The organism is Amycolatopsis sp. NPDC005003, assembly GCF_053600695.1.
On the sequence record NZ_JBSGAI010000034.1, the window covers coordinates 31,222 to 57,982 of the forward strand.

Genomic DNA, 26,761 nt, shown 5'->3' on the forward strand with positions numbered 1-26,761 from the left:
ACTAGGGCTTGCTCCACCGCTCGGCGATGTCGCCGTACCGAGCCAGCACCGTCGCCCGCAGCTCCGGATCCGACCGCGGCACCGGCTCGATGAACACCTCGGTGACGTCGTGGAACGCCTCCGTCAGCTCCGACGCGAGCCGGACGCACGCGCGTTCGAGGTCCGCGGCGCCGAGCGAGTCGTCGAAGTCCACGCGGGTGCAGACCAGCACCTGGTCGGTGCCCATCAGCATGGTCTGCAGGTCGACGACGGCCTCGATCTCCGGCGCGGCCGTCAGGTGGTCACGGACGCCGCGGACCAGCGTCGGGTCGGCCTGGCGCCCGACCAGCAGCCCGCGGTTGGTGCGGCCGAGCAGGTAGGCGACGCAGGCGAGCAGCAGGCCGATCGCGATCGACGCGATGCCGTCCCAGACCTCCGAGCCGGTCAGCTGGTGCAGCCCGATGCCACCGAATGCGAGCAGCAGGCCGATCAGCGCGGCCGAGTCCTCGAACAGCACGGTCTTCGGCGTCGGGTCGTCGATGAGCCGCAGGTACGTCCACAGCGAGCGGTTCTCCGCCCGGGACTCCCGGACGACCTGGCGCACCGCTTGCAGCCACGACGTGCCTTCGAGCAGGAACGCCACGGCGAGGACGATGTAGCTGAGCAACGACGTGCTCTGCGCTTCGCCGTGCCCGAACAGCGTCGAAACGCCCTCGTAGAGCGCGAACATCGCGCCCGAGGCGAAGATCGAGACGGCCGCGAGCAGCGACCAGAAGTACCGCTCCTTGCCGTAGCCGAAGGGGTGCACGCGGTCGGCCGGGCGCTCTGAGCGCTTCAACGCCGTCAGCAGGAGGACTTCGGTGATCGTGTCGGCCACCGAGTGCGCCGCTTCGGACAGCATCGCGCCCGAACCGGTGATGATGCCCGCGATCAGCTTCATGATGGCGATCGCCAGGTTCACCCCGCCGGCGAGCAGGACGGTCAGGGTGCTTTCGCCACCGGAGTTCCCGGATTCCTCGCTCACCTTGGTGAGCGTAGTGCTCAGAGGCGGCGCAGGCCGTGCAGAACGCGTTCCATGAGCGCCATCGCGGGACGGCCGTCGGCGTTGGTCCGGCTGTCGTGGATGGTCACCAGGCCCTGTTCGGCCATGTCGTCCAGCAGCACCCGCACGACGCCGAGCGGCACGCTCAGCGTGGCCGCGACTTCGGCGACCGACCGCGGGTGCAGGCACAGCGAGCGCACCGAGCGGATCTCGCCGGTGACCCGGGCGCCGTCCCAGTGCGCCTCGGCCCGCGTCGAGACCATCGCTTCGATCGCGAGGTGCCGCCGCGACTGCGTGCGGCCGCGAGTGAGGACGTACGGACGCACGAGGGTGCGCTGAGTCGGTACGTAGTCCTGGGCGAGCCGGATGTCGTCCGGGATGGGGTGGAGTGCGTGTCGGCCGGTCGTAGTGGTCCGCCGGTCCTCGGCCATCCGTGCCGCCCCCTGTTTCTGTGATCGTCAAAGGTGCCCTCGCTGGCAACGGCGGCGGCGAGGAAAGGCCAGGATACGCCGCTTGTCCAGAGTTCAGGAGATCGTTTCTGGTTAACCTGATGGGCCATTTCGGTGATTATCATGAACATTTTTCAAGAAAACGATTACCGTCACGAAATCCCAGCTAGTGGGCTTGCGGGACAGGACAAAGTTGTGACAACGGGTAGTGGAATGGCTACGAAGTCCGGAAAGTTTCGATCACGGAAAACGGCCCCGGTCAGGAGACCTGACCGGGGCCGTGCGTTCTCGGGAAATGTGTCACTCCTCCGCGAGTGACGGCGCTCCGAGCGCGATCGGCTTCGGTTCCGGCTTCCGCTTGACCGCCTCGAGCAGCATCTGCGCGACGTCGACGATCTCGACCTTCTCGCTCGCCGTGCCGTCGGCCTGACGGGCCGTGAGGCCGTCGTTCAGCATCACCTTGCAGAACGGGCAGCCGGTGGCGATCTTGGACGGCGCGGTGCCGAGCGCCTCGTCGACGCGCTCGATGTTGATCCGCTTGCCGATCTTCTCTTCCATCCACATCCGCGCGCCGCCGGCGCCGCAGCACATCGACTTGTCGCCGTGCCGCGGCATCTCGCGCAGCTGCGCGCCGGTCGCGCCGACCAGCTCGCGCGGCGCCTCGTACACCTTGTTGTGGCGGCCGAGGTAGCACGGGTCGTGGTAGGTGACGTCCTCGGCGACCGGCGCCACCGGCACCAGTTGCTTCTCGCGCACCAGGCGGTTCAGCAGCTGCGTGTGGTGCACGACGTCGAACTGGCCGCCCAGCTCCGGGTACTCGTTGGCGAGGGTGTTGAAGCAGTGTGCGCAGGTCACGACGACCTTGCGGGCCTTGCGCTCACGGCCCTCGAACACCGAGTTCAGCACCTCGACGTTCTGCTGGGCCAGCATCTGGAACAGGAACTCGTTGCCGGCGCGGCGGGCCGGGTCACCGGTGCAGGACTCCTCCGAGCCGAGCACGGTGTACTTGACGCCCGCCATGTGCAGCAGCTCCGCGACCGCGCGCGTCGTCTTCTTGGCGCGGTCCTCGAACGCGCCGGCGCAGCCGACCCAGAACAGGTACTCGGCGTCGCCCAGGTCGCCGTCGAACACCGGGACCTCGAAGTCCAGGTCCTCGGTCCAGGCCAGCCGGTCCTTGGCGTTCTGGCCCCACGGGTTGCCCTTGTTCTCCAGGTTCTTGAACATGCCGTTCAGCTCGCTGGGGAACGACGACTCGATCATCACCTGGTAGCGGCGCATGTCGACGATGTGGTCGACGTGCTCGATGTCGACCGGGCACTGCTCGACGCAGGCGCCGCAGCTGGTGCACGACCACAGGACGTCGGGGTCGATGACGCCGCCGTCGTCCCCGATCAGGGCCTTCTGGGACTCGGCGATCGCGAGGACGTCGATCCCGGCGTACATGTTGTCGCCGCTCAGGCCGATTTCGTCGCCCGCCATGTCGCGCTTGCCGCCGGCCAGCAGGTACGGCGCCTTCGCGTACGCGTGGTCACGCAGCTGCGTGATGACCAGCTTCGGCGACAGCGGCTTGCCCGTGTTCCACGCCGGGCACTGCTCCTGGCAGCGGCCGCACTCGGTGCACGTCGAGAAGTCCAGCCAGCCCTTCCAGCTGAAGTCTTCGATCTTGCCGACGCCGAAGGTGTCCTCGTCGGGGTCGGCTTCTTCGAGGTCGAGGACCTTGCCGCCGCTCATCATCGGCTTGAGCGCGCCCAGCGCGACGCCGCCGTCGGCCTCGCGCTTGAAGTAGATGTTGAAGAAGGCGCTGAAGCGGTGCCACGCGATGCCCATGGTCATCGTACGCGCGACGACGATCAGCCACACCGTGGCGCTCATCAGCTTGACGAACGCGAAGACCGTCACCAGGTTCGGGCTGGCCGGCAGCAGCTGGCCGATGGGGTTCGAGACGAAGGACGCCCACAGCGGCCCTTCGTGCGTGTTCAGCGCGGACTTCGCGGCCCGGACGCCGATGATGCCGATGCCCTCGATCAGGACGACGGCCTCGATGAAGTACGCCCACTTGAAGTTGGAGCCCTGGAAGCGGCTCTGGCGGTCGGCGCGGCGCGGGTGGTTGCGCTGGCGGATCGCCATCAGCACCAGGATGCCGACGATCGTGCCGAGCCCGAGCAGCTCCATGAGCAGCTGGAACGGCGGGAAGTCGTCGAGGATCGGCCAGCCCCAGGTCGGCACGAAGACCTCGCCGTAGGCCTCGAACAGGGCGAGCGAGCCGAGCAGGAAGCCCCACATGACCAGCCAGTGGGCCGGGCCGACGCTGCGCTTGCGGTTCATCCGCGTGTGCGCGGCGAACTCCTTGATCAGCGTCTTCATGCGCGGCCAGAACGGCCCGTTGCGCGTCGAGTCGGGCTGGCCGAGGCGGATCACCCGCACGAAACGGGCGATCGTCGCGGCGAACATGCCCCAGGCGACGACGCCGAGGACGACGGCGATGCCGCCGAGCGTCAGTTGCAGAGCGCCCATCGTTCGGGTGCCTTTCGTCCGGGAAAAACTGTGGTGGTGCCGGGAGACTAACCGTCCTTACTGATGAGTAACCCGTTGAGTGGCCCTAAGTCCCACCGATGTGGTGTACGTCGCTCTTTGTTTCGGGACGATCGTTCAGGTAGTTTTCACCCTATGGTGAAGCTGCAAGTGGACGGCCGGAAGGCGCGCGGCCAGAAGCGGCGCACCGAGCTCATCGAGGCCACGCTGCGGATCATCGAGCGCGACGGCGTCGCGGGCGTCACCCACCGAACGGTCGCGGCCGAGGCCGGCGTGCCGACGACGTCCACGACCTACCACTTCTCGTCGCTGGACGACCTCCTAGTCGCGACGCTCATCTCGTGCGCACGCGACATGGCGACCGAGGTCTACTGGATGATCGACCGGGCGCGGTCCCGCGGGTCACGCGGTGCCGAGGAAGTCGCGGCCCTGCTCGCCGAGGCGCTCGGCCCGCGGCGCGGGCGCACGATGGCGGAGTACGAGCTGTACCTCCTGGCCGCGCGCAAGCCCGAGCTGCGCCCGGCCGCCCGGCGCTGGCTGGACGTCCTGACGTCGATGGTCCGCCACGACGACGAAGTGGCGTTCCGGGTCTTCCTCGCCGGCATCGACGGGCTGCTGATCCAGGGCCTGATCGACGACGAGCCGCCGTCGGCCGAGGAGCTGCGGCCGGTGGTGGACTACCTGCTGAAACCGCGTTGACGGCTGCCTTAGTTTCGGATCATGCGCACCTTTGGCGACTACGAACTCGACGACGACCGCGCGCGGCTGGACCTCGACGTCGTGTGGAAGTTCCTCTCCACCGAGGCCTACTGGGGCCGCTGGCGCACGCGTGAACAGGTCGAAGCCTCGATCGACGGCTCGTGGCGGGTGGTCGGGGCCTACCGCGACGGCTCGATGGTCGGGTTCGCCCGTGCGTTCTCCGACGGCGTCCTGTCCGCCTACCTCGCCGACGTCTTCGTCATCGACTCCGCCCGCGGCAGCGGTCTCGGCAAGGAGATCGTGCGCGAGATGATCGACAACGGGCCCGGCGCGCAGTTCCGCTGGATGCTCCACACCGCCGACGCACACGGGCTGTACCGCCAGTTCGGCTTCGCCGAGCACACCCGCGGGTACTACCTCGAGCGCGAAGGGCCCAACTCGAACAACTTCGTCCGCTAACGCAGGTCGGTGAGCAGGGCGTCCCACGATCGGGTGGTGATTTCGAGCGTTCCGCCCGGGCGGTCCTTCGTGTCGCGGATCCGCACCACCTGGGCGAGCGCCACTTCCACGCAATCGGCCTCTTGGCCGCTGTAGGTCGACTTCCGCCAGGTCACGTCAGGCCTCCAGTTCGGCGATCACCCCCTCGATGAACGCGCGCGATTCGTCCACGTCCAAGGCAAGGGATGCCATGGTCTTCGCGGCCGACTTGTAGTCCGCCACCTGATCCTCATCGTAGAGGTAGGCGCTGCCGCGATGCTGGTCCAAGAAGACGATGGCGGGCAGGTCGGAGTACTCGAGTACGGCGAAGGAACCGTTGAGGCCGGGATGGAAATCGCCGCCGGACGGCACCACCCGGACCGCCAGTCGCCGGGGGAGACCGACGAGGTGCCGCAGCTGGTCGGTGAGGGTGTCGGTGCCGCCGATCCGCTGCCGGAGTGCGACCTCGCCGAGCAGGAACGAGCAGTCCGGCGCGCGGTGCTCGCGCAGGGCCGCCTGCCGGACCATGCGCACCCGCAGCCGCTGCTCGACCAGCTGTGCGGGAGAACCGCCGTACGACAGGATCGTGCGGGCGTAGTCGGGCGTCTGCAGCAGGCCGTGCACCAGCATCGGCTGCCAGCTGAAGATCGCGGCCGCGGTGCGCTCGTACTCGGCCAGCGACATGAGGATCGCGGGCGCGTCCGGCATCTCCTTCTCGGCCCAGTTCGGCTCACGCGCGGTGCGGGCCAGCTCGAACAGCCTGTCGCGCTCCTCGCCGAGCACCCGCAGCTGCCCGAGCAGGAGCGCGACCTCTTCGATCCGCGGCACGCGCAGGCCGAGCTCCCAGTTGGACAGCTCGGCGGCGTGCACGCCGGTGGCGCGGGCCAGCTCGCGCAGCCCGTACCCGCGCGCCTTCCGCGCTTTTCGCAGCCCGAACCCCAGCGCTCTCGACCGGGGTGTCGCTATCGGTGGTGACATGAGCGCAGTGTGTCATCGGGGTCCGACAAAAACGGGCCCGGCTCCGTTGCCGATCGGCAACAGCGCCGGGCCTGCCCGGGAAATCAGCCCTTGTTCTCGTACACCGGCGTGATCACCGCGCGGGCCAGCGTGTGCCCGAACAGGTTGAAGCCGAGGAACGCCGGCGTCGCGTCCTCCGGCACGTCCAGCTTGTCCACGTCGAGGGCGTGCACGGCGAAGTAGTAGCGGTGCGGGCCGTGCCCGGGCGGCGGCGCGGCGCCGAGGAACTGCTTGACCCCGCCGTCACCCTTCAACGTCACCGCGCCTTCCGGCAGCCCGGAGCCGTCTCCCGCGCCGGACGCCAGCTCCGTCACCGAAGCCGGGACGTTGAACACCGCCCAGTGCCAGAACCCGCTGCCGGTCGGGGCGTCCGGGTCGTAGCAGGTGATCGCGAAGCTCTTCGTCTCCGCCGGGAAGCCCTCCCACGCCAGGTGCGGCGAACGGTCCTCGCCGCCGGCACCGAAGATGCCGGACAGGTGGGGCGTGGCCAGGGTTTCGCCGTCGGCCACGTCGTCGCTGCGGAGGGTGAAGGACGGCACGTCGGGCAGGGATTCGTACGGGCCGGGTGCTTGCGGCATGGATCCTCCTGATCACGGAACCGGTGACTTGCGCCAGGTTAGGCCCCGAGCACCACCCCCGCGTCTCAGGGAGGGATCTCAGGGTCTTTCGGGGGGTTACCCCCATGTACGGCCCGCTCACCCCGTCATAACGTTTCTCACGCAGAGGAAACAACACTGAGGGGACCAACGAGCATGGCGCGCCCGCTTCTGGCTGTGGGAGGCATCGTCCTGATCGGCGTCGGCCTGGCGACGGCGCTCGGCTGGGGCTGGGGTTCGGACTTCGCGAACACCGGGACCGTTTCGCAGACCATCCGCAGCGTGAAGCTGGAGGCCGACTCGGGCGCGGTGAAGATCCGCAAGGGCTCGGGGCAGACGACCGTGCGCGAAGAGGTCAGCTACCACTGGCGCAGCAAGCCGGACGGGCCCTTCTACCGCGTCGACGGCGACCAGCTGGTGCTCGGCTCGTGCGGCACGAACTGCTCGGTCGACTTCGAGGTCGTCGTGCCGGCCGGGGTGCCCGTCACCGGGAATCTCGACTCCGGCGGGCTGGACGTCGCCGGGATGTCGACTGTGGACGTTCACGTCGATTCCGGGCACGCCCGCGTCGAGGACGTCCCGGGTGCGGTGAAACTGTTCCTGGACAGCGGTTCGACCGACCTCCGGAACGTCGGTTCGGTCGAGCTGCGGAGCGAATCCGGCGCCATCACCGGCGACGGCGTGCACGGCCCGGTCGACGTGACGTCGTCCAGCGGCAGCGTCGAATTCACGGTGGTGCAGGCGAACGACGTCAAGGTGCACGCCGACAGCGGCAGCATCGACCTGACGGTCCCGGGCGGCGCGTACCGCGTCGAGGGCGGCAGCGACAGTGGGCACCGCGACATCGGCGTCCGCAACGACGGCGCCGCCCAGCACGTGCTGGACCTGACGACCGAAAGCGGCAGCGTCACGGTCCGCGCGGCCTGACTTCTTCCTTACTACGGGGGCATTTCCGATGGGCAGGATCGAACGGCGCGTGCTGGTGGCCGCGCTGCTGGGGGCGATCGCGGCGTTCGGCGTCGTGGGCTTCACACGGGACGAGCCGTCGTCGCCGTCGGCGCATGGCGTGCCGGTCGTCGTGGATTCCCACTATCGAGTGACTTCGTGGGGCGGTACCCCGGCGGAAGTCGTTGTGCAGCAAGGAAATTCCGATTTCTTCTTCTCCTCCTGGACCGCCCGCCGCTCCTGAACTGTCGGTGGCTGCTGTTAGGAAGGAAGCACGCCGAAGGCCGGCGGGCAGGGGGAGGAAACACATCATGGACGTGCGCCGGTTCGTCGCGGTCGTCGCGGCGGTTGTGGTCATGGCGGCGGTACCGGCCGCCGCTTCGGCGTCGGAGCTGACGTGGCGCCCGTGCGCGACGCAGCAGGAACCGACGGCGGAGTGCGCGACGGTCGAGGTGCCGATCGACCGGGCGCGGCCGGAGCTGGGGGCGGCGCAGCTGGCGCTGGCGCGGCTGCCCGCCCGCGATCCGGCCCGGAGGATCGGCTCACTGCTGGTGAACCCGGGCGGGCCGGGCGGCTCCGGCGTCGGCTTCGCGCAGTTCGGCGGGTTGGCGTCGCCGGAGCTCGCCTCGCTCCGGCAGCGCTTCGACGTCGTGGGCTTCGACCCGCGCGGCGACTGGTTCAGCACGCCACGCATCACCTGCGACGCGGCCACGCTGTTCGACCCGGCGCTGGACCGGTTCCCGTCGACGCGGGCGGGGTTCGAGGCGCTGGTCGCGCACAACCGGAAGGCGGGCGCGGACTGCCTGGCCCGCACCGGGCCACTGCTGGCTCACGCGGACACCCAAAGCGCGGCGGAGGACATCGAGACGATCCGGGTGGCGCTCGGCGAGCCCCGGATTTCGTGGCTGGGGCTGTCGTACGGCACCGAACTGGGCGCGGTCTACGCGTCGAAGCACCCGGGCCGGGTGCGGGCGATGGTGCTCGACGGCGCGATCGACCACGCGCGGCCGATGAACCAGGCGATCCTCGAGGAGGCCGCGGCCACCGAAGACGCGCTGGTCCGGTTCGCGGACTGGTGCCGGGGCGCGGCTGGCTGTGCTTTATATGGCCAGGACGTCCTCCGCTTCTACGACGACGTCGTGGCGCGGGCGGCCCGCGGCGGGATCTGGTCGAGTGAGCTGGGCCGTCCGGCGACGGCCGACGAGGTGTCGGCCGGGGTCTACGGCCACGTCTACATCCGGGACGACTGGCCGGCGCTGGGCAAGGACCTGGCCGCGGCCGGCGGGGAGTTCCCGGACGCCCGCGGGCTGACTGAGCGGAACCAGTTCCTTTCGCCGATCTACGCGGCGTACCGGGGGATCGGCTGCCACGACTTCCCTTCGCTGTTCACCGGGCCGTCGGACCTGGGCTATTTGGCCGGCCTGCTCCGCAAGGTGGCGCCGCACAGCTGGCGGTACTCGGAGTACTGGGACTTCGCCAGCGGGTGCACGGGCTGGCCGGTGCCGGCGAAGAACCCACCCCAGCCGCACCCGGTCCGCGGCGCCCCGCCGATCCTGGTCGTGGGCGGCGCCCATGACCCGGCGACACCGCTGGCCTGGGCGCGTGGCCTGGCGTCGAGCATCGACGGTGCGGTCTTGCTGACCCGGACGGACGACGGCCACACGGGGCTGTTCAACTCGGCTTGCGCGCGGGCGGCCGAGGTGAAGTACCTGGTGAACGGGGTCTCGCCCGGTCGCGGGGCGGTGTGCCGATGAGGCGGGAGCATCCTTCGGGCCGGGGGCCGGGGGCCGGGGGCCAGGGGCCAGGCGGCTGTCGGCCGGCCGCGAGGCGGCCTCATGGGCGGCGGCGGTGCCCGGCCGGCTGTGGCGCGGCCGGCTGTGGCGCGGCCGGCTGGTGGGGCGCTCGGGTGCGGCCAGGTAGCGGGTGAGGCAGGGCTGCCCGGGCAGGCCAGGGCCCGGTGGGCCACGGGGTCGGCCGATGGCGCGGTCGGCCGGTGAGGTGCTCGGGGATGGCCGCGGCGGAGTGCGCGGGCAGGTCCGAGGCTGCGGCCGGTCCCCGGTAGCGCCCGGTCCGCGGCAGGCTGCGGGCCTGGTCGCAGCCATCGCCGGCGAGCCGCTGTGCCGGGTGAGCGGCGTCACAGCCGATCCGGCCGCAATCGGTCACCGGGGTCGGGAACAAGAACCCGGATCGCCTCGTTAGGCTGGGTACAGAGGTTGAGCGCAGTCGACTCAAGTCCGGCTTGACGAGGCTCGTGAAGGCCCGATAGAACTTGCCAGGGCCTCGCTCAAGGCGAGAACGAACCTGCAGGTCACGAACATAGCAGCCGTACACAGGAGGAAGCACCATGGCGCGAGCGGTCGGCATCGACCTCGGCACGACCAACTCGGTCGTCGCCGTCCTTGAGGGCGGCGAGCCGACGGTCATCGCCAACTCGGAAGGCTCCCGTACCACCCCCTCGATCGTCGCCTTCGCCAAGAACGGTGAAGTGCTGACCGGCCAGCCGGCGAAGAACCAGGCCGTCACGAACGTCGACCGGACGATCCGGTCCGTGAAGCGGCACATCGGTACCGACTGGAAGACCGAGATCGACGGGAAGAACTACACCTCCCAGGAAATCAGCGCCCGTGTGCTGATGAAGCTCAAGCGCGACGCCGAGGCGTACCTGGGCGAGACGATCACCGACGCCGTCATCACCGTCCCGGCGTACTTCGAGGACGCCCAGCGGCAGGCCACCAAGGAGGCCGGGCAGATCGCCGGCCTGAACGTGCTCCGCATCGTCAACGAGCCGACCGCCGCCGCGCTGGCGTACGGCTTGGACAAGGGCGAGAAGGAGCAGACCATCCTGGTCTTCGACCTCGGTGGTGGCACCTTCGACGTCTCGCTGCTGGAGATCGGCGAGGGCGTCGTCGAGGTCCGCGCCACCTCCGGTGACAACCACCTCGGTGGTGACGACTGGGACGAGCGCATCGTCAAGTGGCTGGTCGACAAGTTCAAGGCCACCAACGGCATCGACCTGACCAAGGACAAGATGGCGCTGCAGCGCATCCGCGAGGCGGCGGAGAAGGCGAAGATCGAGCTGTCCAGCTCGAACTCGGCCAGCATCAACCTGCCGTACATCACCGTGGACGCGGACAAGAACCCGCTGTTCCTCGACGAGACGCTCTCGCGCGCCGAGTTTCAGAAGATCACCTCGGACCTGCTCGACCGCACCAAGGCGCCGTTCAACAACGTCATCCGGGACGCGGGCATCTCCGTCGGCGACATCGACCACGTCGTGCTCGTCGGTGGTTCCACCCGCATGCCGGCCGTCGCCGAGCTGGTCAAGGAGCTGACCGGCGGCCGTGAGCCGAACAAGGGCGTGAACCCGGACGAGGTCGTCGCCGTCGGCGCCGCGCTGCAGGCCGGTGTCCTCAAGGGTGAGGTGAAGGACGTCCTGCTGCTGGATGTCACGCCGCTGTCGCTCGGCATCGAGACCAAGGGTGGCGTCTTCACCAAGCTCATCGAGCGCAACACCACGATCCCGACCAAGCGCTCGGAGATCTTCTCCACCGCGGACGACAACCAGCCGTCGGTGCAGATCCAGGTGTTCCAGGGTGAGCGCGAGATCGCCGCGCACAACAAGAAGCTCGGCATGTTCGAGCTGACCGGTCTCCCGCCGGCCCCGCGTGGCGTGCCGCAGATCGAGGTCACCTTCGACATCGACGCCAACGGCATCGTGCACGTGACCGCGAAGGACCTGGGCACGAACAAGGAACAGTCGATGACGATCACCGGTGGCTCCGCGCTGCCGAAGGACGACATCGAGCGCATGGTCAAGGACGCCGAGGCGCACGCCGAGGAAGACAAGAAGCGCCGCGAGGAAGCGGAGACCCGCAACCAGGCGGAGACGCTGGTCTACCAGACCGAGAAGTTCGTCAAGGACAACGACGACAAGCTGCCCGAGGACCTCAAGGGCAAGGTCAAGTCCGCGATCGACGAGGCCAACGAGTCGCTGAAGGGCACGGACTCGACCAAGATCCGCGAGGCGATCGAGAAGCTGAACGCCGCTTCGCAGGAGCTGGGCTCCGCCCTGTACGCCAACGCGAACGCCGACGCGGCGGCCGGTGCCGCCGGCGGTGCGGGTGCGGGTGCGGCCGGGGACGCCGGTGCGGCCGGCGGCCAGGCCAAGGCCGATGACGTGGTGGACGCCGAGATCGTCGAAGAGGACCCGAAGAAGTGACCCACAGCTACGACGAATCCGAGAACCAGGGCCGAGGCCCCGAGGAGCCGGTGGTCGTGCGGGACCGGCGTCGGGTGGACCCCCAGACCGGGCAGGTCCGCCCGCCCGGTCCGGCCCACGCCGCGCCGGACCCCGACGAGGCGCCCGTGGAGCACGCGGGCCCCTCGCTGGGTGAGTCCATTGTGGACGAGTCGGTGGCCGTCGTCTCCGACGTGGAGAAGGAGCTGGCCGAGCGCACCGCCGACCTCCAGCGCCTGCAGGCCGAGTACGCCAACTACCGCAAGCGGGTCGAGCGCGACCGCGAGGCGGTCGTGATCGGCGCGAAGGCGACGGTGGTCAACGACCTGCTGCCGCTGCTCGACGACCTCGAGCGGGCCGAGCAGCACGGCGACCTCACCGGCGCGTTCAAGGCCGTCGGCGACAAGCTGATCAGCGGCCTGCAGCGCGCGGGCCTCGAGTCGTTCGGCGCCGAGGGCGAGGCCTTCGACCCGAGCGTGCACGAGGCCGTGCAGCACAACACCTCGCCGGACGTGGCGGGCCCGACGGTCACCGTGGTCATGCGCCGCGGGTACCGCTTCGGGGATCGCGTACTGCGGGCGGCGCTGGTCGGCGTGACCGACCACGAGCCCGGCGCGGCCCCGTCCGTCGGTGGCGAGCCGCCACTCGACGGCGGAGCCGATGAGCAGCAGCAGTAAGAGGAAAAACCAAGTGGGAGGAGGAGACGCCCGATGAGCGCACGGGAATGGATCGGTAAGGACTTCTACCGTGAACTGGGCGTCTCCTCCGACGCCACCGCGGACGAAATCAAGAAGGCCTACCGGAAGCTGGCCAAGGAGAACCACCCGGACGCGAACGCCGGCAACGCGCAGGCGGAGCAGAAGTTCAAGGCGGTTTCCGAGGCCTACGGCGTGCTCTCCGACGCGAGCAAGCGCAAGGAGTACGACGAGGCGCGGCGGCTGTTCGGCGGCGGGGGTGGCTTCAACTTCCCCGGTGGCGGCGGTGGCGGCAGTTTCGACATGGGCGACATCTTCGGCCAGGCCGGCGCCGGCGCGGGTCAGCAGGGCGGCTTCGGCGGCCTCGGCGACATCCTCGGCGGGATCTTCGGCCGCGGCCGGTCGTCGGCGGGCGCGACGGCGAACCGGCCGCAGCGCGGTGCCGACGTCGAGACGGACGTCCGGATCGACTTCACCGAGGCGGTCAAGGGCGCGACCCTGCCGCTGCGGCTGTCGAGCCCGGCGACCTGCGCGACCTGCAACGGCAACGGTGCCCGGCCGGGGACTTCGCCGCGGACCTGCCCGACCTGTTCCGGTTCGGGGCTGGTCAGCCGCAGCCAGGGCGCGTTCGCGTTCTCGGAGCCGTGCCGCGACTGCCGCGGCCGCGGGACGATCATCGACGACCCGTGCCCCGAATGCGGCGGCGAAGGCATCAGCACGCGCACCCGCACGCTGACCGTCCGGATCCCGCCGGGCGTCGACGACGACCAGCGCATCCGGCTGGCCGGCCAGGGTGAGCCGGGCCGGGGCGGGGCGCAGGCGGGTGACCTTTACGTCCGCGTGCACGTGGCTCCCCACGCGCTGTTCGGGCGCAAGGGGCTCGACCTGACGATCACCGTGCCGGTGGACTTCACGGAGCTGACGCTCGGCACCACGATCACGGTGCCGACGCTGGAAGGCAAGGTCTCGCTCAAGGTGTCGCCGGGCACGGCGAGCGGACGGGTGCTGCGCGTGCGCGGCAAGGGCATCGCCAAGCGCGACGGTTCGCAAGGTGACCTGCTCGTCACCCTCCAGGCGGCGATTCCCGCCAAACTGGACGACAAGGCGCGCGAGGCACTGCAGGCGTACGCCGAGGCGATGGCCGGGCACGACCCCCGGCCAGAGATCACCGAGCTGCTGCAAGGTAGGTGAGAGTGGTGTTCGGCGGGATTCCCCAGGAAGGCGACGAGGAGACCCCGGTGTTCGTCATCTCGGTGGCGGCCCAGCTCGCCGGGATGCACGCGCAGACGCTGCGCACGTACGACCGGCAGGGCCTGGTCTCACCGGGCCGCACCCCCGGCGGCGGGCGGCGCTACTCGATGCGGGACATCGCGCTGCTGCGCGAGGTCCAGCGGCTGTCGCAGGAAGACGGCGTCAACCTGGCCGGCATCAAGCGCATCATCGAACTGGAAAACCAGGTCGACGCGCTGCGGGCCCGGATCACCGAGCTGACCGAAGAACTGGCCGCGGCGTACGTGGCCGCGGAACAGGCGACGGCGGCGGCGCACGCGTCCTACCGCCGGGACCTGGTGCCGCTCAACCAGCAGACGGCGCTGGTGGTCTGGCGGCCCAAGCGCCGCTGACGACCAACGCGACGAAGGCCTCCCCGGGCGACCGGGGAGGCCTTCGCGCATGTGGAGAACCGGCCCTCATGGGGCCTGCGGGCACGAGAAACTGTCGGTGCCTGCGGGTAGCGTGGAAAACGGGGGCCTGCTCAGACAGGTTTCCCCGGCGCGCCGCGGGTCACGTCTTGACGTTCAGCAGCTGCTTGACCTCCGCCGTCCGGGACTCGATCACCCGCCGGGCCAGGTCGCGGGCCTGGGCGTTGACCCCGCCGCCTGGTCCGTTCTCCGTCCGGGCCAGCTCGACCGCTCCCTGCTGCTGTCCGGTCAGGACGTCCAGGAACCGGCGGGTGAACTCGCTGTCCGGCGCCGTCCGGAGCGCTCCGACCAGGTCCGGTGCCGTCGTCTTCAGGCCGCCGTGGCCGGCGTGGGCCTGCGGGGCCACCGCCTCGGGCTGGTCCCACTCGCGGAGCCAGCGTCGCATGTCGTCGACCTCGGTCTGCTGGGTCACCTCGATCGCCGCCGCCAGCTCCTTCAGCGAGGGCGGCAGCGGGCGGGCCGAAGCCAGCCGGACGATCTCGATGCCCTGCTGGTTCTGGGGAATCAGCATCTGCAGGAACATCACGTCGGCCGCGTTGTGCTGCGGAGGGGCCGTCGTCGCGCAGCCGGTCAGGAGCAGCGCGACGACGGCCAGGACCACTCTCACTGGCGCTGCCAGAGCGCCGGGGTGTTCGGCGGCTCCCAGCCCGCGATCGCCGTGTGCGCCTGGATGCAGCGGTAGGTCGCGCCGCCGTACGTCACGACGTCGCCCACCTTGTACGCCGTGCCCGCCGCCCACGTGCCACCCGTCGGCGGCTTGGTCGTGGTGGTGGGCGGCCGGGTCGTCGTGGTCGGGGGCGGCGTGGTGGTCGTCGGCGGCGGGGTGCCGCCTCCGCCGACCTGGAGGTCGACGCAGCTGTAGAACGCGTTGGCCGTGTCCGCGATGTTCCAGATCGCCAGCACCTTGATCCGGCCCGAATAGCCGGCCAGGTTCACCGTGTGCGACAGCGTCGACGGCGGCTGCTGGTTGTTGCCGTCGAACACCGCGACCCGGGTGCCGCCGACGTAGTACTCGTAGTTCGACGTCGAGTGCCGGGCGGTGAACACCCAGTTGAACGTCACCGTGCTGCCCACCGACTTGGCCGGCCACGGCTTCGACTCGTCGGCCAGCTCGGCGAACTGCGACAACCCGGCGTTGCAGCTGCGCAGCCCCTTCGGGCCTTCGACGCTCTGCGGCTCGTAGATGATCTGCCCGCAGTCGGGGACCTTCCCGGCCGCGCAGTTGGCCTGCCGGCTGGGCGGGTCGGACACGTAACCGTGGGCGCTCGCGGAGGTGGCGGGGAGGGCGACGACCAGCACCGGCGCGAGCAGGGCGCCGGCCGCGGCCGCGAAGAGCGTTCTTTTCCAGGTCATTTCGGCTCCTCGAGGGGGAACGGCGTTGTTCCGGCAGGGGAGGACGAGCGAGCACATCCGGGGAAGATGTGGTCTAGACCATAAGGCGATTCGGGCACAACGGTCAACGAACTACCGCCGTTCGACGAATTCGCTGCTCCGCTCGGCTCAGTGCGAAGGTCGGGACGGCTGCTGCAGGTGTTCGCCGAAGAAGGACGTCACCCGGCGCCACGCGTCTTCGGCCGATTCGTGGTGGTAGGTGAAGCCGACGACCTTGAGCAGCAGGTTCACCGGGGCCGCCGTGTCGATCTTGTTGGCGAACCCGTGGCTGGCGTCCGGGTACTCCTTGACGTCGTGCGGGACGCCGCGCTCGGTCAGCGCCGTCTCGAGCTTCGCCGCGGCGCCGCGCAGCCCGAAGTCCTTCTTGCCGAAGCTGGCGACGATCGGGCAGGCGTCGTCGAGCACCGACAGGTTCTTCGGCAGCTGCCCGTAGTACGGCGCGGACGCCTCGAACCCGCGTGACGCCGCGACGAGCGCGAAGCCGCCGCCCATGCAGAACCCGGCGATGCCGACCCGGCCCGAGCAGTCGTCCCGGCCCGTCAGGAGCGTGCGGGCGGCCTCGATGTCGTCGAAGCTGCGACCGCGTTGGGCGAACATGTCCGAGAACACCCGCCGCACGCAGCGGCGCATTCCCCCGCGCGAATACAGGTCCGGGCTGAGCGCGAGGTAGCCCTCGCGGGCGAAGCGGTCGGTGATGTTCTTCGTGTCCTGGCTCAGCCCGAACGCGTCGTGGATGAGCACCACACCGGGGTGGGGTCCCGTGCCGGCGGGCTCCGCCAGGTAGCCGCCGATGGTGCCGTCCGAAACCGGAATAGTCATCTCCATATCGGCGAAGATAGCGAGAAACCACCGGTGCGGCGCGGGGTGCTGAGAGTCTCTCAGCGCATTCCGGACAAACCTCAGTCCATGGTGAACGGGTCGTAGGATATTCGTTCCAGATCGATCCCCCTGGCCAGCAGCTTGGCGACGGTCGCCTGGATCATCGGCGGCGAACCGGAAACGAGCACCTCGTGGTTCCGCCACGTGCCGCGCTGGGTGACGGCGTGGGCGAGCGTGCCGCGGTCGCCGCCGGCCAGCGCGCCCTCCTCGGTGACCGGGGTGACCGTCAGCCACTTCGACATCGCGGCCAGCCGGCGCAGCTCCTCCAGCGCGTACAGGTCCTCCGGTCGCCGTCCGCCGAAGAACAGGTGCACCGGCGGGTTCCGCTTCCAGCGCGAAAGGTCGTCGAGGATCGCCAGCAACGGCGTGATCCCGGTGCCGCCGCCGATCATCAGCAGCCGCCGCTTCGTGGACGTCGGGCGCACGTTCAGCACGCCCATCGACGGCCCGAGGCGCCACACGTCGCCCGGCTTGGTGTGGTTGACGATGCTCCCGCTGACCCAGCCGCCGGGCACCGCGCGCACGTGGAAGGTGAGCTGACCGTCGCCGCGCGGCGCGTTCGCCGGCGAGAAGTACCGCCAGAACCGTGGCCGCTGCGGCACTTCCACGCTGACGTACTCGCCGGCGCGGTAGGGCAGGAGGCCTTCGGTGCGCACCTTCACCAGTGCGACGTCGCGGCTGAGCTTCCGGTGCTCGAGCACGGTCGCCGACCACGCCGCCGGTCCCGTTTCCGCCTGGGCCGCTTCGCGCATCGTCTTGGCGATGAGCCCGTAGGCCGAGGTCCACGCCGATTCGACCTCGGTGGTCCACTTCTCCTTAAGGAATCGTTTCAACGCGGCGATCAGCGCGACGCCGACGGCGTCGTAGTGCCGCGAGACGACGGCGAACTTCCGGTGGTCGCGGCCCAGTTGCCCCAGGAAGGTGACCAGCTCGTCGGGCCGGTCCACCATCTGCACCACGTACACCAGCGCGCGCAGCAGCCTGCTCCGCTGCGTCGTCATGGTCACCGGGAACAGATCCCGGCAATCGGGGGCGACCACGAACAACGCACCGTAGAAGTACTGCGCCAGTTCCTCTGCTTTCGGTTCGACCTCCGCAAAACTTTCACGAATCAACCGGGCCATCTCTCGACCTTCCACGGCCGAAACAGGAACTGTCTCGGGCATGGTGGAGATCTTCACGGATTCAGCACTCATCGGGAACGGTATTCTCCAGTCGTGCCAAGGCTTTCGCGCCGTGCATGCGGCGTCGCTGTGGCGGTGCCGCCCCCGAGGGTTCCCGACTGTAGGCGAATTCCCGTGCAGATGCGCGTGATTCCGCGGCTTCCCGCTCGAACGGAGCAATTCAAGTACGCCCGGTCAACCCCGTCTGTCGCAGCGTGAGAATGATCACCGCGCCGGATTCATCCGTTACGGGTTATCGATTTCCGAAGCGTAACGAATCCATTCACCGGACGGCGGATTGCCACTGCGCCGCCGGTGGCTAGTCGATCGTGAACGGGTCGTACTGGATCTGGTCCAGCGCGCTGCCCGCGACCAGCATGCGTGACACGGTCGCGCGGATCATCGCCGGCGAGCCGGACACCAGGATGTCGTGGCCGGGCCAGGCGCCGTACCGCGTGACGGCTTCGGCCAGCGTCCCCTGCTCGAACCCGGGGACGTCGCCGCCGCGCTCCACCACCGGGGTGACGCTCAGCCAGGGGTTCGTCGCGGCGAGCGCGCGCAGTTCTTCGAGGTCGTAGAGGTCCTCGCGGGACGGGCCGCCGTAGAACAGGTGGGTCTTCGGGTTTTCGCCCCACAGCGCGAGGTGGTCGAGGATCGACCGCAGCGGCGCGATGCCCGTGCCGCCGGCGACCATCAGCACGGCTCGCGAGGCCTCCCGGTCGACCGTCAGCCTGCCCAGCGGCGGGCCGAGCCGCCAGACGTCGCCGGGCTGGGTGTGGCTGACGATGGCGCGGGAGACCCAGCCGCCGTCGATCGCGCGGACGTGGAACTCGATGCCGCCGTCCTCGCGCGGCGCGTTCGCCGGCGAGAGGTAGCGCCACAGCCGTGGCCGCTGCGGCACTTCGACGCTCACGTACTGGCCGGGGTGGTAGGGCACGGGCTGGTCGGGCACCAGCCGCACCAGGGCGAGGTCCCAGGTCAGCCGCCGGTGCTCGACCACGGTGGCCGACCACGACGGCGGGTTCGTGTCGGCCGCGGCCGCGTCCTGCATCGCCCGCGCGGCGATGGTGAACGCCTCGGCCCACGCCCGTTCGACCTCGGGCGTCCAGGCCGGGCCGAGGTGGTTCTTGAGCGACGCCAGCAGCGCGGTGCCGACCGCTTCGTAGTGCCGCGGGACCACGCCGAACTTGCGGTGGTCGCGGCCCAGCTGGCGCAGGAACGGCGCGAGGTCGTCGGGCCGGTCGACCATCTGCACGATGTGCACCAGCGCGCGCACCAGCCTGCCGCGCTGGATCTCCATGTTGATCGGGAAGAAGTCGCGCGTGGTCGGGGCGAGGGTGAACAGCATCCCGTAGAAGAACTGCGAGATGTCCGCGATGTACGGCTCGGACCTGGCCCAGCTGTCCCGGATGAGCCGGACCATCGCGGTCACGGCCGCGGGGGCTTCACGCGGGGCCGAAGACCGGGGAAGCGGGCTGACGGAATCTGCTGTCATGAGAGGTTGTTCACGGGTCGGGGACCGCCTCCTGGGTCCTTCGCCACTGCTGCCACCTCGTCACTCAACGCCACTGGAGGGCGCCGCGCGCAGCGCCCGTCCGCAGGGTAGCCGTCGACCGCCCTTTTGCCCGCATTGTTGCTCCGACCGGGTGTATTCGGCCCGGTCGGGCGTGGGGGACCTCACCGGAGAGATGGTTGTTCCCCGCAAGCGTCCGGCAATATACTTGTATGGCACAACCAATGGAGGTGTCAGGGGTGGCTACGGGCTTCGGCAACACCGACGACGACGTCCGGGTCGAGCTCATGCGCGAGCTGAAGACCGCTTCCCAGCTCCAGCACGCCTGGATCATGCAGACCTGGCAGAGCGAGCCCGGGCTGCACCCGGCGGCCGCGATGCTGCTGTCCGACCTGGCGAAGAACGGCGAGACGCGGCCGTCCGAGCTGGCGAAACGCCGGTTCGTCGACCTCTCGGTGGTCAGCAGGCAGATCGCCCAGCTCTCCGCGGCCGGGCTGGTCGACCGCCGTCCCGCGCCCGAAGACGGCCGGGCGTCCCTGGTGAGCGTGTCCGAGAAGGGCCGGGCCGAGCTCACCCGCTGGCGCGCCAGCTACACCGATTTCATGGAGAAGGCGCTCAGCGGCTGGGACGACGAGCGCGTCACCGACCTCACCGCGCGGCTGGCGGAGATGAACACCGATCTCCGCCGGGCCCTCGGCAGCGACGCCTGCCTGGCTGACACGAACAAGTGATACCGCGGCGAAGAGGCACACCGGAAGTGTCTTTCGCCCCCGAGGAAACTGTCCGTTCGGTCCTGACTTGACGGTATTCCCCAGGGTTACCGTCGGTGGGTGACGCGTGACCGGGTCGCGCTGCTGTGCGCGCTGGGGATCGACAACCTGGGCTCGGGCCTGTTCCTCCCGTTGGCGCTGGTCTACGTGACGCAGGTGGTCGGCATGCCGCTCGCCGTGGCCGGCACCGCCGTCACCCTGGGCGCCGTCGGCGGGCTCGTCGTGCCGCCGATGGCAGGCCGGCTCGTCGACCGCGTCGGGCCGCGGGCCGTGGTGATCGGCGCCCAGCTGCTGCAGGCCGCGGGCACGGGTGCGTACCTGGCCGCCGACAGCGCGGGCTTGGTGGTGGTCGCGGCCGTTCTGCTCTCCGCCGGGCAGCAGCTCTTCTACAGCTCGCTGTTCGTGCTCATCGCCGACGTCGCGGGCGACGGCCCGAAGGACCGGCCGTTCGCCGAAGTGGGGATGGTGCGGGCCGCCTCCTTCGGCCTGGGCGGCCTCTCGGCGGGGGCGATGCTGACGTGGCTGGGGAACGACGGCTACCGCATCGCGCTCGCCGTGGACGTGGTGACGTTCTTCGTGGCCGCGTCGATCCTCGTCTTCTTCGTCCGCCTCGCGCGCCCGCACCGGCCGGTGCGCGAACGGTCGGTCCGCGTGCTGCGCGACCGGCCGTACCTCGCCCTCATCCTCTTCAGCGGGCTCTTCGGGCTCTCGCTGGACTTCTTCCTGATCGGCACGCCGGTGTTCGTGCTCGACCGGCTGCACGGCCCGGCCTGGCTGCCGGGCGCGATCCTCGCCCTGCTGACCGTGCTGACCAGCGTCGGCGGCACGCTGGCGCTGCGGCTCACCGCCCGGCTGACGCGGATCGCGGCGATGCGCGTCGGCTCGGCCCTGTTCTCCGCGTGGTGCCTGGTCAGCCTGGGCGTGCTGCTCGTGCCCGAGGCCTGGCGCGTGGTGTACCTGCTCGTGTCGACGCTGGTGTTCGCCGCCGGCGACCTGGTCTTCGGGCCGAGATCGGGGGCGCTCGCCGAGGCCGCGGCACCTCCGGTCGCCCGCGGGCGTTATCTCGCTGCGTACCAGTACGCGTTCACGGTGGCGCAGGTGATCGCGCCCGCCGTGGTGGCCTTGTTCTCGGTCGCCGACTGGTTACCCTGGGTGCTGGTGGGGGCGTGCGCCGGCGTCGCCGTGGCCGGGCTGGGCGCGCTCGGCTCGCGGTTGCCGGCGAACGCGGTCGCACCCGGGCAGAGTTGAGCGGAACAGACTCAAGTTTTCGTGCGTTAGAGATACTGACGGGTCACGGTCAGGCCTGTCACCAGGACTTCTCGCAGTACCGAGCATGAGGTGAGGGATGGACGCTTTCAACCCGACCACGAAGACCCAGCAGGCGATCTCGTCCGCGGCGCAGGCGGCCACCATGGCCGGCAACCCGCACGTGTCGGCCGCCCATCTGCTGGGCGCCCTGCTGGCGCAGGGTGAGGGGCTGACCGCACCGCTGCTGACCGCGGTCGGGGCCGACCCGGAGGTGGTGCACAAGGAGCTCGAGCCGCTCATCGCGGCGCTGCCGTCCGCGACCGGCGCCACCGTGTCGAGCCCGCAGTTCGACACCCACGCCGTCAAGTCGCTGACGCGCGCCCAGAAGCTCGCCACCGAGCTGGGCGACGAGTACGTCTCGACCGAGCACCTGCTCGTCGGGCTCGCGACCGAGGGCGGCCAGGTCGCCGACCTGCTCAAGCGCCACGGGGCGACGCCGGACGCGCTGCAGGAGGCGTTCGCCAAGGTCCGCGGCTCGGCCCGGATCACCAGCGCGGACCCGGAGAGCACGTTCAAGGCGCTCGAAAAGTACGGCGTCGACCTCACCCAGCGCGCCCGCGCCGGCGAGCTCGACCCGGTCATCGGCCGCGACACCGAGATCCGCCGCGTGGTGCAGGTGCTGTCGCGGCGCACCAAGAACAACCCGGTCCTGATCGGCGAGCCGGGCGTCGGCAAGACGGCCATCGTCGAGGGGCTGGCCCAGCGCATCGTCGCCGGGGACGTGCCGGAGTCGCTGCGCGGCAAGCGCGTCGTCGCCCTCGACCTCGGGTCGATGGTGGCCGGCGCGAAGTACCGCGGCGAGTTCGAGGAGCGGCTGAAGGCCGTGCTCAAGGAGATCACCGACTCCGCGGGCGAGGTCATCACTTTCATCGACGAGCTGCACACCATCGTCGGCGCGGGCGCGACCGGCGAGGGCGGCGCGATGGACGCGGGCAACATGATCAAGCCTATGCTCGCCCGGGGCGAGTTGCGGATGGTCGGCGCGACCACGCTCGACGAGTACCGCCAGCACATCGAGAAGGACGCCGCCCTGGAGCGGCGCTTCCAGCAGGTGCTGGTCGGCGAGCCGTCGCCGGAGGACACCATCGCGATCCTGCGCGGGCTGAAGGAGCGCTACGAGGTGCACCACGGTGTCCGGATCACGGACGCCGCGCTGGTGGCCGCCGCGACGCTGTCCGACCGCTACATCACCGCCCGGTTCCTGCCGGACAAGGCGATCGACCTGGTCGACGAGGCCGCGTCGAAGCTCCGCATGGAGATCGACTCGCGGCCGGTGGAGATCGACGAGGTCGAGCGGGCCGTGCGCCGGCTCGAGATCGAGGAGATGGCGCTCGCCAAGGAGAGCGACGCCGCTTCGAAGGAGCGGCTCAACAACCTGCGTGCCGAGCTGGCCGAGAAGCGCGAGACGCTGACGGCGCTGACCGCGCGCTGGCAGAACGAGAAGGGCTCCATCGAGCGCGTCCGCGAGCTCAAGGAGCAGCTCGAGCAGCTGCGCGGCGAGTCGGAGCGCGCCGAGCGCGACGGCGACCTCGGCAAGGCCGCCGAGCTGCGCTACGGCCGGATCCCGGCGCTGGAGAAGGAGTTCGAAGCGGCCACCGCGGCGAGCGAGGCCAGCCAGCAGAACGTCATGCTGAAGGAGGAGGTCGGCGCGGACGACGTCGCCGACGTGGTCAGCGCGTGGACCGGCATCCCGGCGGGCCGGCTGCTCGAGGGCGAGACCGGCAAGCTGCTCCGGATGGAGGAGGAACTGACCCGGCGCGTCATCGGGCAGGCCGAGGCCGTGCAGGTCGTCGCGGACGCGGTGCGCCGCGCCCGTGCCGGCGTCGCCGACCCCGACCGGCCGACCGGCTCGTTCCTGTTTCTCGGCCCGACCGGCGTCGGCAAGACCGAGCTGGCCAAGGCCCTGGCCGAGTTCCTGTTCGACGACGAGCGCGCGATGCAGCGCATCGACATGAGCGAGTACGCCGAGAAGCACTCGGTGGCGCGCCTGGTCGGTGCCCCGCCCGGGTACGTCGGCTACGACCAGGGCGGCCAGCTGACCGAGGCCGTGCGGCGCCGTCCGTACTCGGTGGTGCTGCTCGACGAGGTGGAAAAGGCCCACCCGGATGTCTTCGACGTGCTGCTGCAGGTCCTCGACGACGGGCGGCTGACCGACGGCCAGGGCCGGACGGTGGACTTCCGCAACACCATCCTGATCCTGACGTCGAACCTCGGCTCGCAGGCCATCGCCGACCCGTCGCTCGACGAGCGGCAGCGGCGCGACGCGGTGCTCGAGGTGGTGCAGCGGCAGTTCAAGCCGGAGTTCCTCAACCGGCTCGACGACATCGTCGTGTTCCACTCGCTCGGCACCGAGCAGCTGACGTCCATTGTGGACATCCAGATCGCCCGGCTGGCGAAGCGGCTGGCCCAGCGCCGGTTGAACCTGGACGTCACCGACGGCGCCCGCGAGTGGCTCGCGCTCAACGGCTTCGACCCGATCTACGGCGCCCGCCCGCTGCGGCGGCTGGTCCAGTCGGCGATCGGCGACAAGCTGGCGAAGGAGCTGCTCTCCGGCGAGATCCGGGACGGCGACACCGTGCGCGTCGACGGCCCGTTGCTGGAGGCCGGCGACTCGCTGACCGTCACCCGCGCCTGACCCCTCGTGAGTGGTAATTCGGGTTCTAACCCGAATTACCACTCACGACCAGCCGCGGCAGACCACTCCGCCGGGCCGTCCACAGTGGTTCGTGGCGATTTGTCGACCCGGGAACGCGGAAAATGCTCCGAATGGGCCCGGCGACACGGGGACCGGCGATCATCCCTCCGGCGTAACAGGCGATACCCTGGCCGTCGTGGGTATTCCGGCGTGGATCTGGTTCGTCATCGCGGCCGTCGCCCTGGTGGCGGGGCTGGGGCTGCTCGCGGCCGACCGGGCGAAGGAGGGCTCGCGCAACCGCGAGCGAATGCGCTGGGCACAGTTGCGCGGCTGGCAGTTCGTCGAGGAGGACGAGCGCCTGCCGCAGCAGTGGTCCGGCGGCGCCATCGGCTACTTCGGCGCGGACGCGGCGGTGAACGTCGTCGCGGGTTCCACCTTCACCTCCGACGGCCGCCGCCCGGTGTTCATCTTCGACATCGAGACCGAGGGCCAGATCCCCGCGGTCGTGGTCGCGGTGCGCTGCAACAAGAAGCACCGCATCCCGATCGAGATGTGGCTGTCCAGCGTCCCGTTCCAGCGCGCGGACATGCCCGAGATGCTCGGCCCGATCGGCGCGCGCTACGCGTTCGCGGACGACGCGGACGGCGCCCGCGTGGTGATCACCCAGGAGCTGGTCGACGCGGCGGACCAGCTGGGCGGCGACGTCGGCGTGGCCTGGCTGGAGAACGAGTGGGTCCTGGCGAGCGTGGTCCCGACGGCCGGGCCGTCGCGGCTGGAGCGCCTGCTGCGCGACCTCGGCGAGATCGCGGACATCGTCGACCCGTTCGACGAGGACTACGACGCGGGCCGCCACCAGGCGAGCGCCCCGGTCCCGTCCGAGGCCACGGCGCCGGCCGCCCCCGGCACCCCGGCGGCCGGGACGCCGGTCCAGCAGCCTGCGGACACCGAGCCCAAGCCGAGCGAGGACTAGAGGCCGAGCACCGGCCGGTCGAGGGCGCTGAGTGACGCCGACCGGTCGAGCTTGCCGCGCACCGACGTCGTGCCGCCTTCGGCGTGGACCACGTGGTCCACGTCCAGGTCGCCGCGGATCGACCCCGCCGGTCCGGCCGGCCCCAGTGACTCGCTCGTCGTCACCAGGCTCCAGGCCGGGCCCAGCTCACCGCCCACTTCGTGCGTCTGGCCGACATCCAGGACGCCGGTGATCTGGCCGGTCGCGTGCTGCTCGGACGTCGTGCCGACCGCGCCGAGCCGGCCGAGGTCGACGACCTGGCCCGAGGACCGGCGGGCCGACAGCGCGCCTTGGAGGTCGCCGGTGAAGCTGCCGTGCAGGCCGCTGTCGAGCTGCTCCGCGTTCTGGCTCAGCACGTCGACCCCGTCGGCGAGCCAGACGCCGTGGCCCGTGCTTTCGCCGAGGCCGATCCGGCGCCCGGCGTCACCTTCGAACGGGGACAGCGACAGGTTCCGGGACGCGCCTTGGCCGAGCCGCTGGGTGTTTTCGGTGGCCGCGCGGACGCCGCCGAGGCGCAAGGTGTGCCGTCCGGCGCGGGCGAGCGACTCGGATTCCTGCGCCGCCGCCGACGTCTCCGACTGCCGTTCGTCACGGCTGGTCGTCGCGGACTCGGTGAGGTCGTTGGTGACGACCGCGCCGGCGACCTCCTTCGCGAGGAAGTCGTGGCGGGTCGCCGCCACGGTCTCGCGGACCACCGACGAGCCGTCTTCGCCCGACGTCGAGACGTCGCGGCGGAACGTGCTGTCTTCGCGGTGGTCGAGCGGCAGGGTCAGCTCGGCCGGGCTCGCCAGCGCCGCGGCGGGGGCCGCGAAGAGCAGCGCGACGGGCGCCGCGCCCGCGGCGACCTTGGGCAGATAGCCGCTTTTGCGCCTGCTGTGCTTACCCATGCGGCGGACGATACTTCCCCGCCGAATCGAACGCACGTCCGCCCGTGACCAGCGGGTATGTTCACCCACATGACCACCACCGCTCTCATCACCGGTGCCACGGCGGGCATCGGCGCGCAGTTCGCGCGCACGCTCGCCGCCGAGAAGTACGACCTGGTGCTCGTCGCCCGCGATGCCGCGCGGCTGGAGGCCTACGCCGCTGAGCTGCGGGAAAAGCACGGCGTGGCGGTCGAGGTGCTGCCCGCCGATCTGTCCGAAGTGGACGGCCGGACGGCGGTCGAGGAGCGGCTCGCCGCCGGTCCGGTCGACCTCTTGGTGAACAACGCCGGGTTCGGGCTGAACGGCGACTTCTGGACGATCCCGCCGGACGCGCTGCAGCGTCAGCTCGACGTCAACGTCACCGCGGTCCTGCGGTTCACCCGGGCCGTGCTGCCGGGCATGATCGAACGCGGTCAGGGCGAAATCATCCAGGTCAGCAGCGTCGCGGGCTTCTTCAGCGGCCGCGGTTCGACATACACGGCGAGCAAAAACTGGGTCACGTCGTTCACCGAAGGCATCGCCGCTTCGCTGCCCAAGGGCATCCGGATGATGGCGCTCTGCCCCGGGTTCACGGCGACCGAGTTCCACGAACGGGCCGGCATCGGCAAACCCGGTCCGAAAATCGCCTGGTTGGGTGTCGAACAGGTGGTCAACGAAGCCCTGGCGGACCTGCGGCGCGGCAAGGTGATCTCCGTGCCGAGCCTGCAGTACAAGGTCGTCGTCGCGATCGGCGGCCTCTTGCCGCGTGCGGTGCTGCGCCGGATCAGCGGCGGCCGCGGCCGCACCTGAGGGTGGGGT

26 protein-coding genes are annotated in these 26,761 nt (G+C 70.3%); 14 read left to right on the forward strand and 12 right to left on the reverse strand.

All coding sequences use genetic code 11. From position 1 onward, the window contains the following. Position 1 precedes the first annotated feature (1 nt). The 3 genes from ACWED2_RS32705 to ACWED2_RS32715 all read right to left on the reverse strand — a co-directional run bounded on the left by ACWED2_RS32705 (position 2) and on the right by ACWED2_RS32715 (position 3,984). On the reverse strand, positions 2 to 1,003 hold the full coding sequence (locus tag ACWED2_RS32705; protein ID WP_449694359.1) for a cation diffusion facilitator family transporter: 1,002 nt from the start codon (positions 1,001 to 1,003) through the stop codon (positions 2 to 4). 17 nt (positions 1,004 to 1,020) lie between these two features. Next, a complete protein-coding gene (locus ACWED2_RS32710; protein ID WP_449694360.1) occupies positions 1,021 to 1,452 on the reverse strand; it encodes a DUF742 domain-containing protein in 432 nt (143 codons plus the stop codon). 318 nt (positions 1,453 to 1,770) lie between these two features. Beyond that, positions 1,771 to 3,984, reverse strand: a complete 2,214-nt coding sequence (locus tag ACWED2_RS32715) for a (Fe-S)-binding protein (RefSeq protein ID WP_449694361.1) — start codon at positions 3,982 to 3,984, stop codon at positions 1,771 to 1,773. A 156-nt stretch (positions 3,985 to 4,140) separates the two neighbouring features. On the opposite strand from ACWED2_RS32715, the gene ACWED2_RS32720 reads away from it, so the two are divergent. After that, a complete protein-coding gene (locus tag ACWED2_RS32720) occupies positions 4,141 to 4,701 on the forward strand; it encodes a TetR/AcrR family transcriptional regulator (RefSeq protein WP_449694441.1) in 561 nt (186 codons plus the stop codon). 21 nt (positions 4,702 to 4,722) lie between these two features. Continuing rightward, positions 4,723 to 5,160 carry a GNAT family N-acetyltransferase gene (locus ACWED2_RS32725; RefSeq protein ID WP_449694362.1) on the forward strand — a complete coding sequence of 146 codons (438 nt, stop codon included), beginning with the start codon at positions 4,723 to 4,725 and terminating at the stop codon, positions 5,158 to 5,160. On the opposite strand, the gene ACWED2_RS32730 is transcribed toward ACWED2_RS32725, so the two are convergent. From ACWED2_RS32730 to ACWED2_RS32740, 3 genes are all read right to left on the reverse strand, one after another. Beyond that, positions 5,157 to 5,315 carry a DUF397 domain-containing protein gene (locus ACWED2_RS32730; protein WP_013230878.1) on the reverse strand — a complete coding sequence of 53 codons (159 nt, stop codon included), beginning with the start codon at positions 5,313 to 5,315 and terminating at the stop codon, positions 5,157 to 5,159. The two genes, ACWED2_RS32725 and ACWED2_RS32730, sit on opposite strands and share 4 nt — an antisense overlap. Position 5,316: 1 nt before the next feature. Further along, a complete protein-coding gene (locus ACWED2_RS32735; RefSeq protein WP_449694363.1) occupies positions 5,317 to 6,156 on the reverse strand; it encodes a helix-turn-helix domain-containing protein in 840 nt (279 codons plus the stop codon). A gap of 83 nt (positions 6,157 to 6,239) precedes the next feature. After that, complete coding sequence (locus tag ACWED2_RS32740) at positions 6,240 to 6,773, reverse strand: YbhB/YbcL family Raf kinase inhibitor-like protein (protein WP_449694364.1); 534 nt, start codon at positions 6,771 to 6,773, stop codon at positions 6,240 to 6,242. Positions 6,774 to 6,947: 174 nt separating this feature from the next. Between ACWED2_RS32740 and ACWED2_RS32745 the strand changes: the two genes are divergently transcribed. The 7 genes from ACWED2_RS32745 to ACWED2_RS32775 all read left to right on the forward strand — a co-directional run bounded on the left by ACWED2_RS32745 (position 6,948) and on the right by ACWED2_RS32775 (position 14,290). Then, positions 6,948 to 7,718 carry a DUF4097 family beta strand repeat-containing protein gene (locus tag ACWED2_RS32745; RefSeq protein WP_449694365.1) on the forward strand — a complete coding sequence of 257 codons (771 nt, stop codon included), beginning with the start codon at positions 6,948 to 6,950 and terminating at the stop codon, positions 7,716 to 7,718. A gap of 28 nt (positions 7,719 to 7,746) precedes the next feature. Further along, complete coding sequence (locus ACWED2_RS32750; RefSeq protein ID WP_449694366.1) at positions 7,747 to 7,980, forward strand: hypothetical protein; 234 nt, start codon at positions 7,747 to 7,749, stop codon at positions 7,978 to 7,980. Between the two features lie 67 nt (positions 7,981 to 8,047). Beyond that, entirely contained in the window at positions 8,048 to 9,490 is a 1,443-nt protein-coding gene (locus ACWED2_RS32755) for an alpha/beta hydrolase (RefSeq protein ID WP_449694367.1), read from the forward strand. A 590-nt stretch (positions 9,491 to 10,080) separates the two neighbouring features. Further along, complete coding sequence (gene dnaK, locus ACWED2_RS32760; protein ID WP_449694368.1) at positions 10,081 to 11,955, forward strand: molecular chaperone DnaK; 1,875 nt, start codon at positions 10,081 to 10,083, stop codon at positions 11,953 to 11,955. Then, on the forward strand, positions 11,952 to 12,650 hold the full coding sequence (gene grpE, locus ACWED2_RS32765) for a nucleotide exchange factor GrpE (protein ID WP_449694369.1): 699 nt from the start codon (positions 11,952 to 11,954) through the stop codon (positions 12,648 to 12,650). The genes dnaK and grpE overlap by 4 nt, the downstream gene beginning before the upstream one ends. A gap of 33 nt (positions 12,651 to 12,683) precedes the next feature. After that, positions 12,684 to 13,859, forward strand: a complete 1,176-nt coding sequence (gene dnaJ, locus ACWED2_RS32770) for a molecular chaperone DnaJ (protein ID WP_449694370.1) — start codon at positions 12,684 to 12,686, stop codon at positions 13,857 to 13,859. Between the two features lie 5 nt (positions 13,860 to 13,864). Continuing rightward, positions 13,865 to 14,290, forward strand: coding sequence for a heat shock protein transcriptional repressor HspR (locus tag ACWED2_RS32775; protein WP_208630211.1), 426 nt, complete (start codon positions 13,865 to 13,867; stop codon positions 14,288 to 14,290). Positions 14,291 to 14,450: 160 nt separating this feature from the next. On the opposite strand, the gene ACWED2_RS32780 is transcribed toward ACWED2_RS32775, so the two are convergent. The 5 genes from ACWED2_RS32780 to ACWED2_RS32800 all read right to left on the reverse strand — a co-directional run bounded on the left by ACWED2_RS32780 (position 14,451) and on the right by ACWED2_RS32800 (position 19,297). Continuing rightward, positions 14,451 to 14,975, reverse strand: a complete 525-nt coding sequence (locus ACWED2_RS32780) for a DUF305 domain-containing protein (protein WP_449694371.1) — start codon at positions 14,973 to 14,975, stop codon at positions 14,451 to 14,453. Beyond that, positions 14,972 to 15,721, reverse strand: coding sequence for a lytic polysaccharide monooxygenase (locus tag ACWED2_RS32785; RefSeq protein WP_449694372.1), 750 nt, complete (start codon positions 15,719 to 15,721; stop codon positions 14,972 to 14,974). The genes ACWED2_RS32780 and ACWED2_RS32785 overlap by 4 nt, the downstream gene beginning before the upstream one ends. 147 nt (positions 15,722 to 15,868) lie before the next feature. Next, entirely contained in the window at positions 15,869 to 16,585 is a 717-nt protein-coding gene (locus ACWED2_RS32790) for a dienelactone hydrolase family protein (RefSeq protein ID WP_449694373.1), read from the reverse strand. Between the two features lie 74 nt (positions 16,586 to 16,659). Beyond that, entirely contained in the window at positions 16,660 to 17,763 is a 1,104-nt protein-coding gene (locus tag ACWED2_RS32795) for a globin domain-containing protein (protein WP_449694374.1), read from the reverse strand. A 358-nt stretch (positions 17,764 to 18,121) separates the two neighbouring features. Beyond that, on the reverse strand, positions 18,122 to 19,297 hold the full coding sequence (locus ACWED2_RS32800; RefSeq protein ID WP_449694375.1) for a globin domain-containing protein: 1,176 nt from the start codon (positions 19,295 to 19,297) through the stop codon (positions 18,122 to 18,124). A 305-nt stretch (positions 19,298 to 19,602) separates the two neighbouring features. Between ACWED2_RS32800 and ACWED2_RS32805 the strand changes: the two genes are divergently transcribed. The 4 genes from ACWED2_RS32805 (at position 19,603) to ACWED2_RS32820 (ending at position 24,998) form a co-directional block, all read left to right on the forward strand. After that, the gene (locus tag ACWED2_RS32805) at positions 19,603 to 20,046 is read left to right on the forward strand and encodes a MarR family winged helix-turn-helix transcriptional regulator (RefSeq protein WP_449694442.1); all 444 of its coding nucleotides are present in this window, start codon (positions 19,603 to 19,605) and stop codon (positions 20,044 to 20,046) included. A 99-nt stretch (positions 20,047 to 20,145) separates the two neighbouring features. Then, on the forward strand, positions 20,146 to 21,333 hold the full coding sequence (locus tag ACWED2_RS32810; RefSeq protein WP_449694376.1) for an MFS transporter: 1,188 nt from the start codon (positions 20,146 to 20,148) through the stop codon (positions 21,331 to 21,333). A gap of 97 nt (positions 21,334 to 21,430) precedes the next feature. Beyond that, the gene (gene clpB / locus ACWED2_RS32815; RefSeq protein ID WP_449694377.1) at positions 21,431 to 24,028 is read left to right on the forward strand and encodes an ATP-dependent chaperone ClpB; all 2,598 of its coding nucleotides are present in this window, start codon (positions 21,431 to 21,433) and stop codon (positions 24,026 to 24,028) included. A 196-nt stretch (positions 24,029 to 24,224) separates the two neighbouring features. After that, positions 24,225 to 24,998 (forward strand): hypothetical protein, encoded by a 774-nt coding sequence (locus ACWED2_RS32820; protein ID WP_449694378.1) that lies wholly within the window; start codon positions 24,225 to 24,227, stop codon positions 24,996 to 24,998. Here the strand turns inward: ACWED2_RS32820 and ACWED2_RS32825 are convergent. Beyond that, positions 24,995 to 25,924 carry a hypothetical protein gene (locus tag ACWED2_RS32825; RefSeq protein WP_449694379.1) on the reverse strand — a complete coding sequence of 310 codons (930 nt, stop codon included), beginning with the start codon at positions 25,922 to 25,924 and terminating at the stop codon, positions 24,995 to 24,997. The genes ACWED2_RS32820 and ACWED2_RS32825 overlap by 4 nt on opposite strands. 69 nt (positions 25,925 to 25,993) lie before the next feature. Between ACWED2_RS32825 and ACWED2_RS32830 the strand changes: the two genes are divergently transcribed. Then, positions 25,994 to 26,752 carry an SDR family NAD(P)-dependent oxidoreductase gene (locus ACWED2_RS32830; protein ID WP_449694380.1) on the forward strand — a complete coding sequence of 253 codons (759 nt, stop codon included), beginning with the start codon at positions 25,994 to 25,996 and terminating at the stop codon, positions 26,750 to 26,752. Positions 26,753 to 26,761 lie beyond the last annotated feature (9 nt).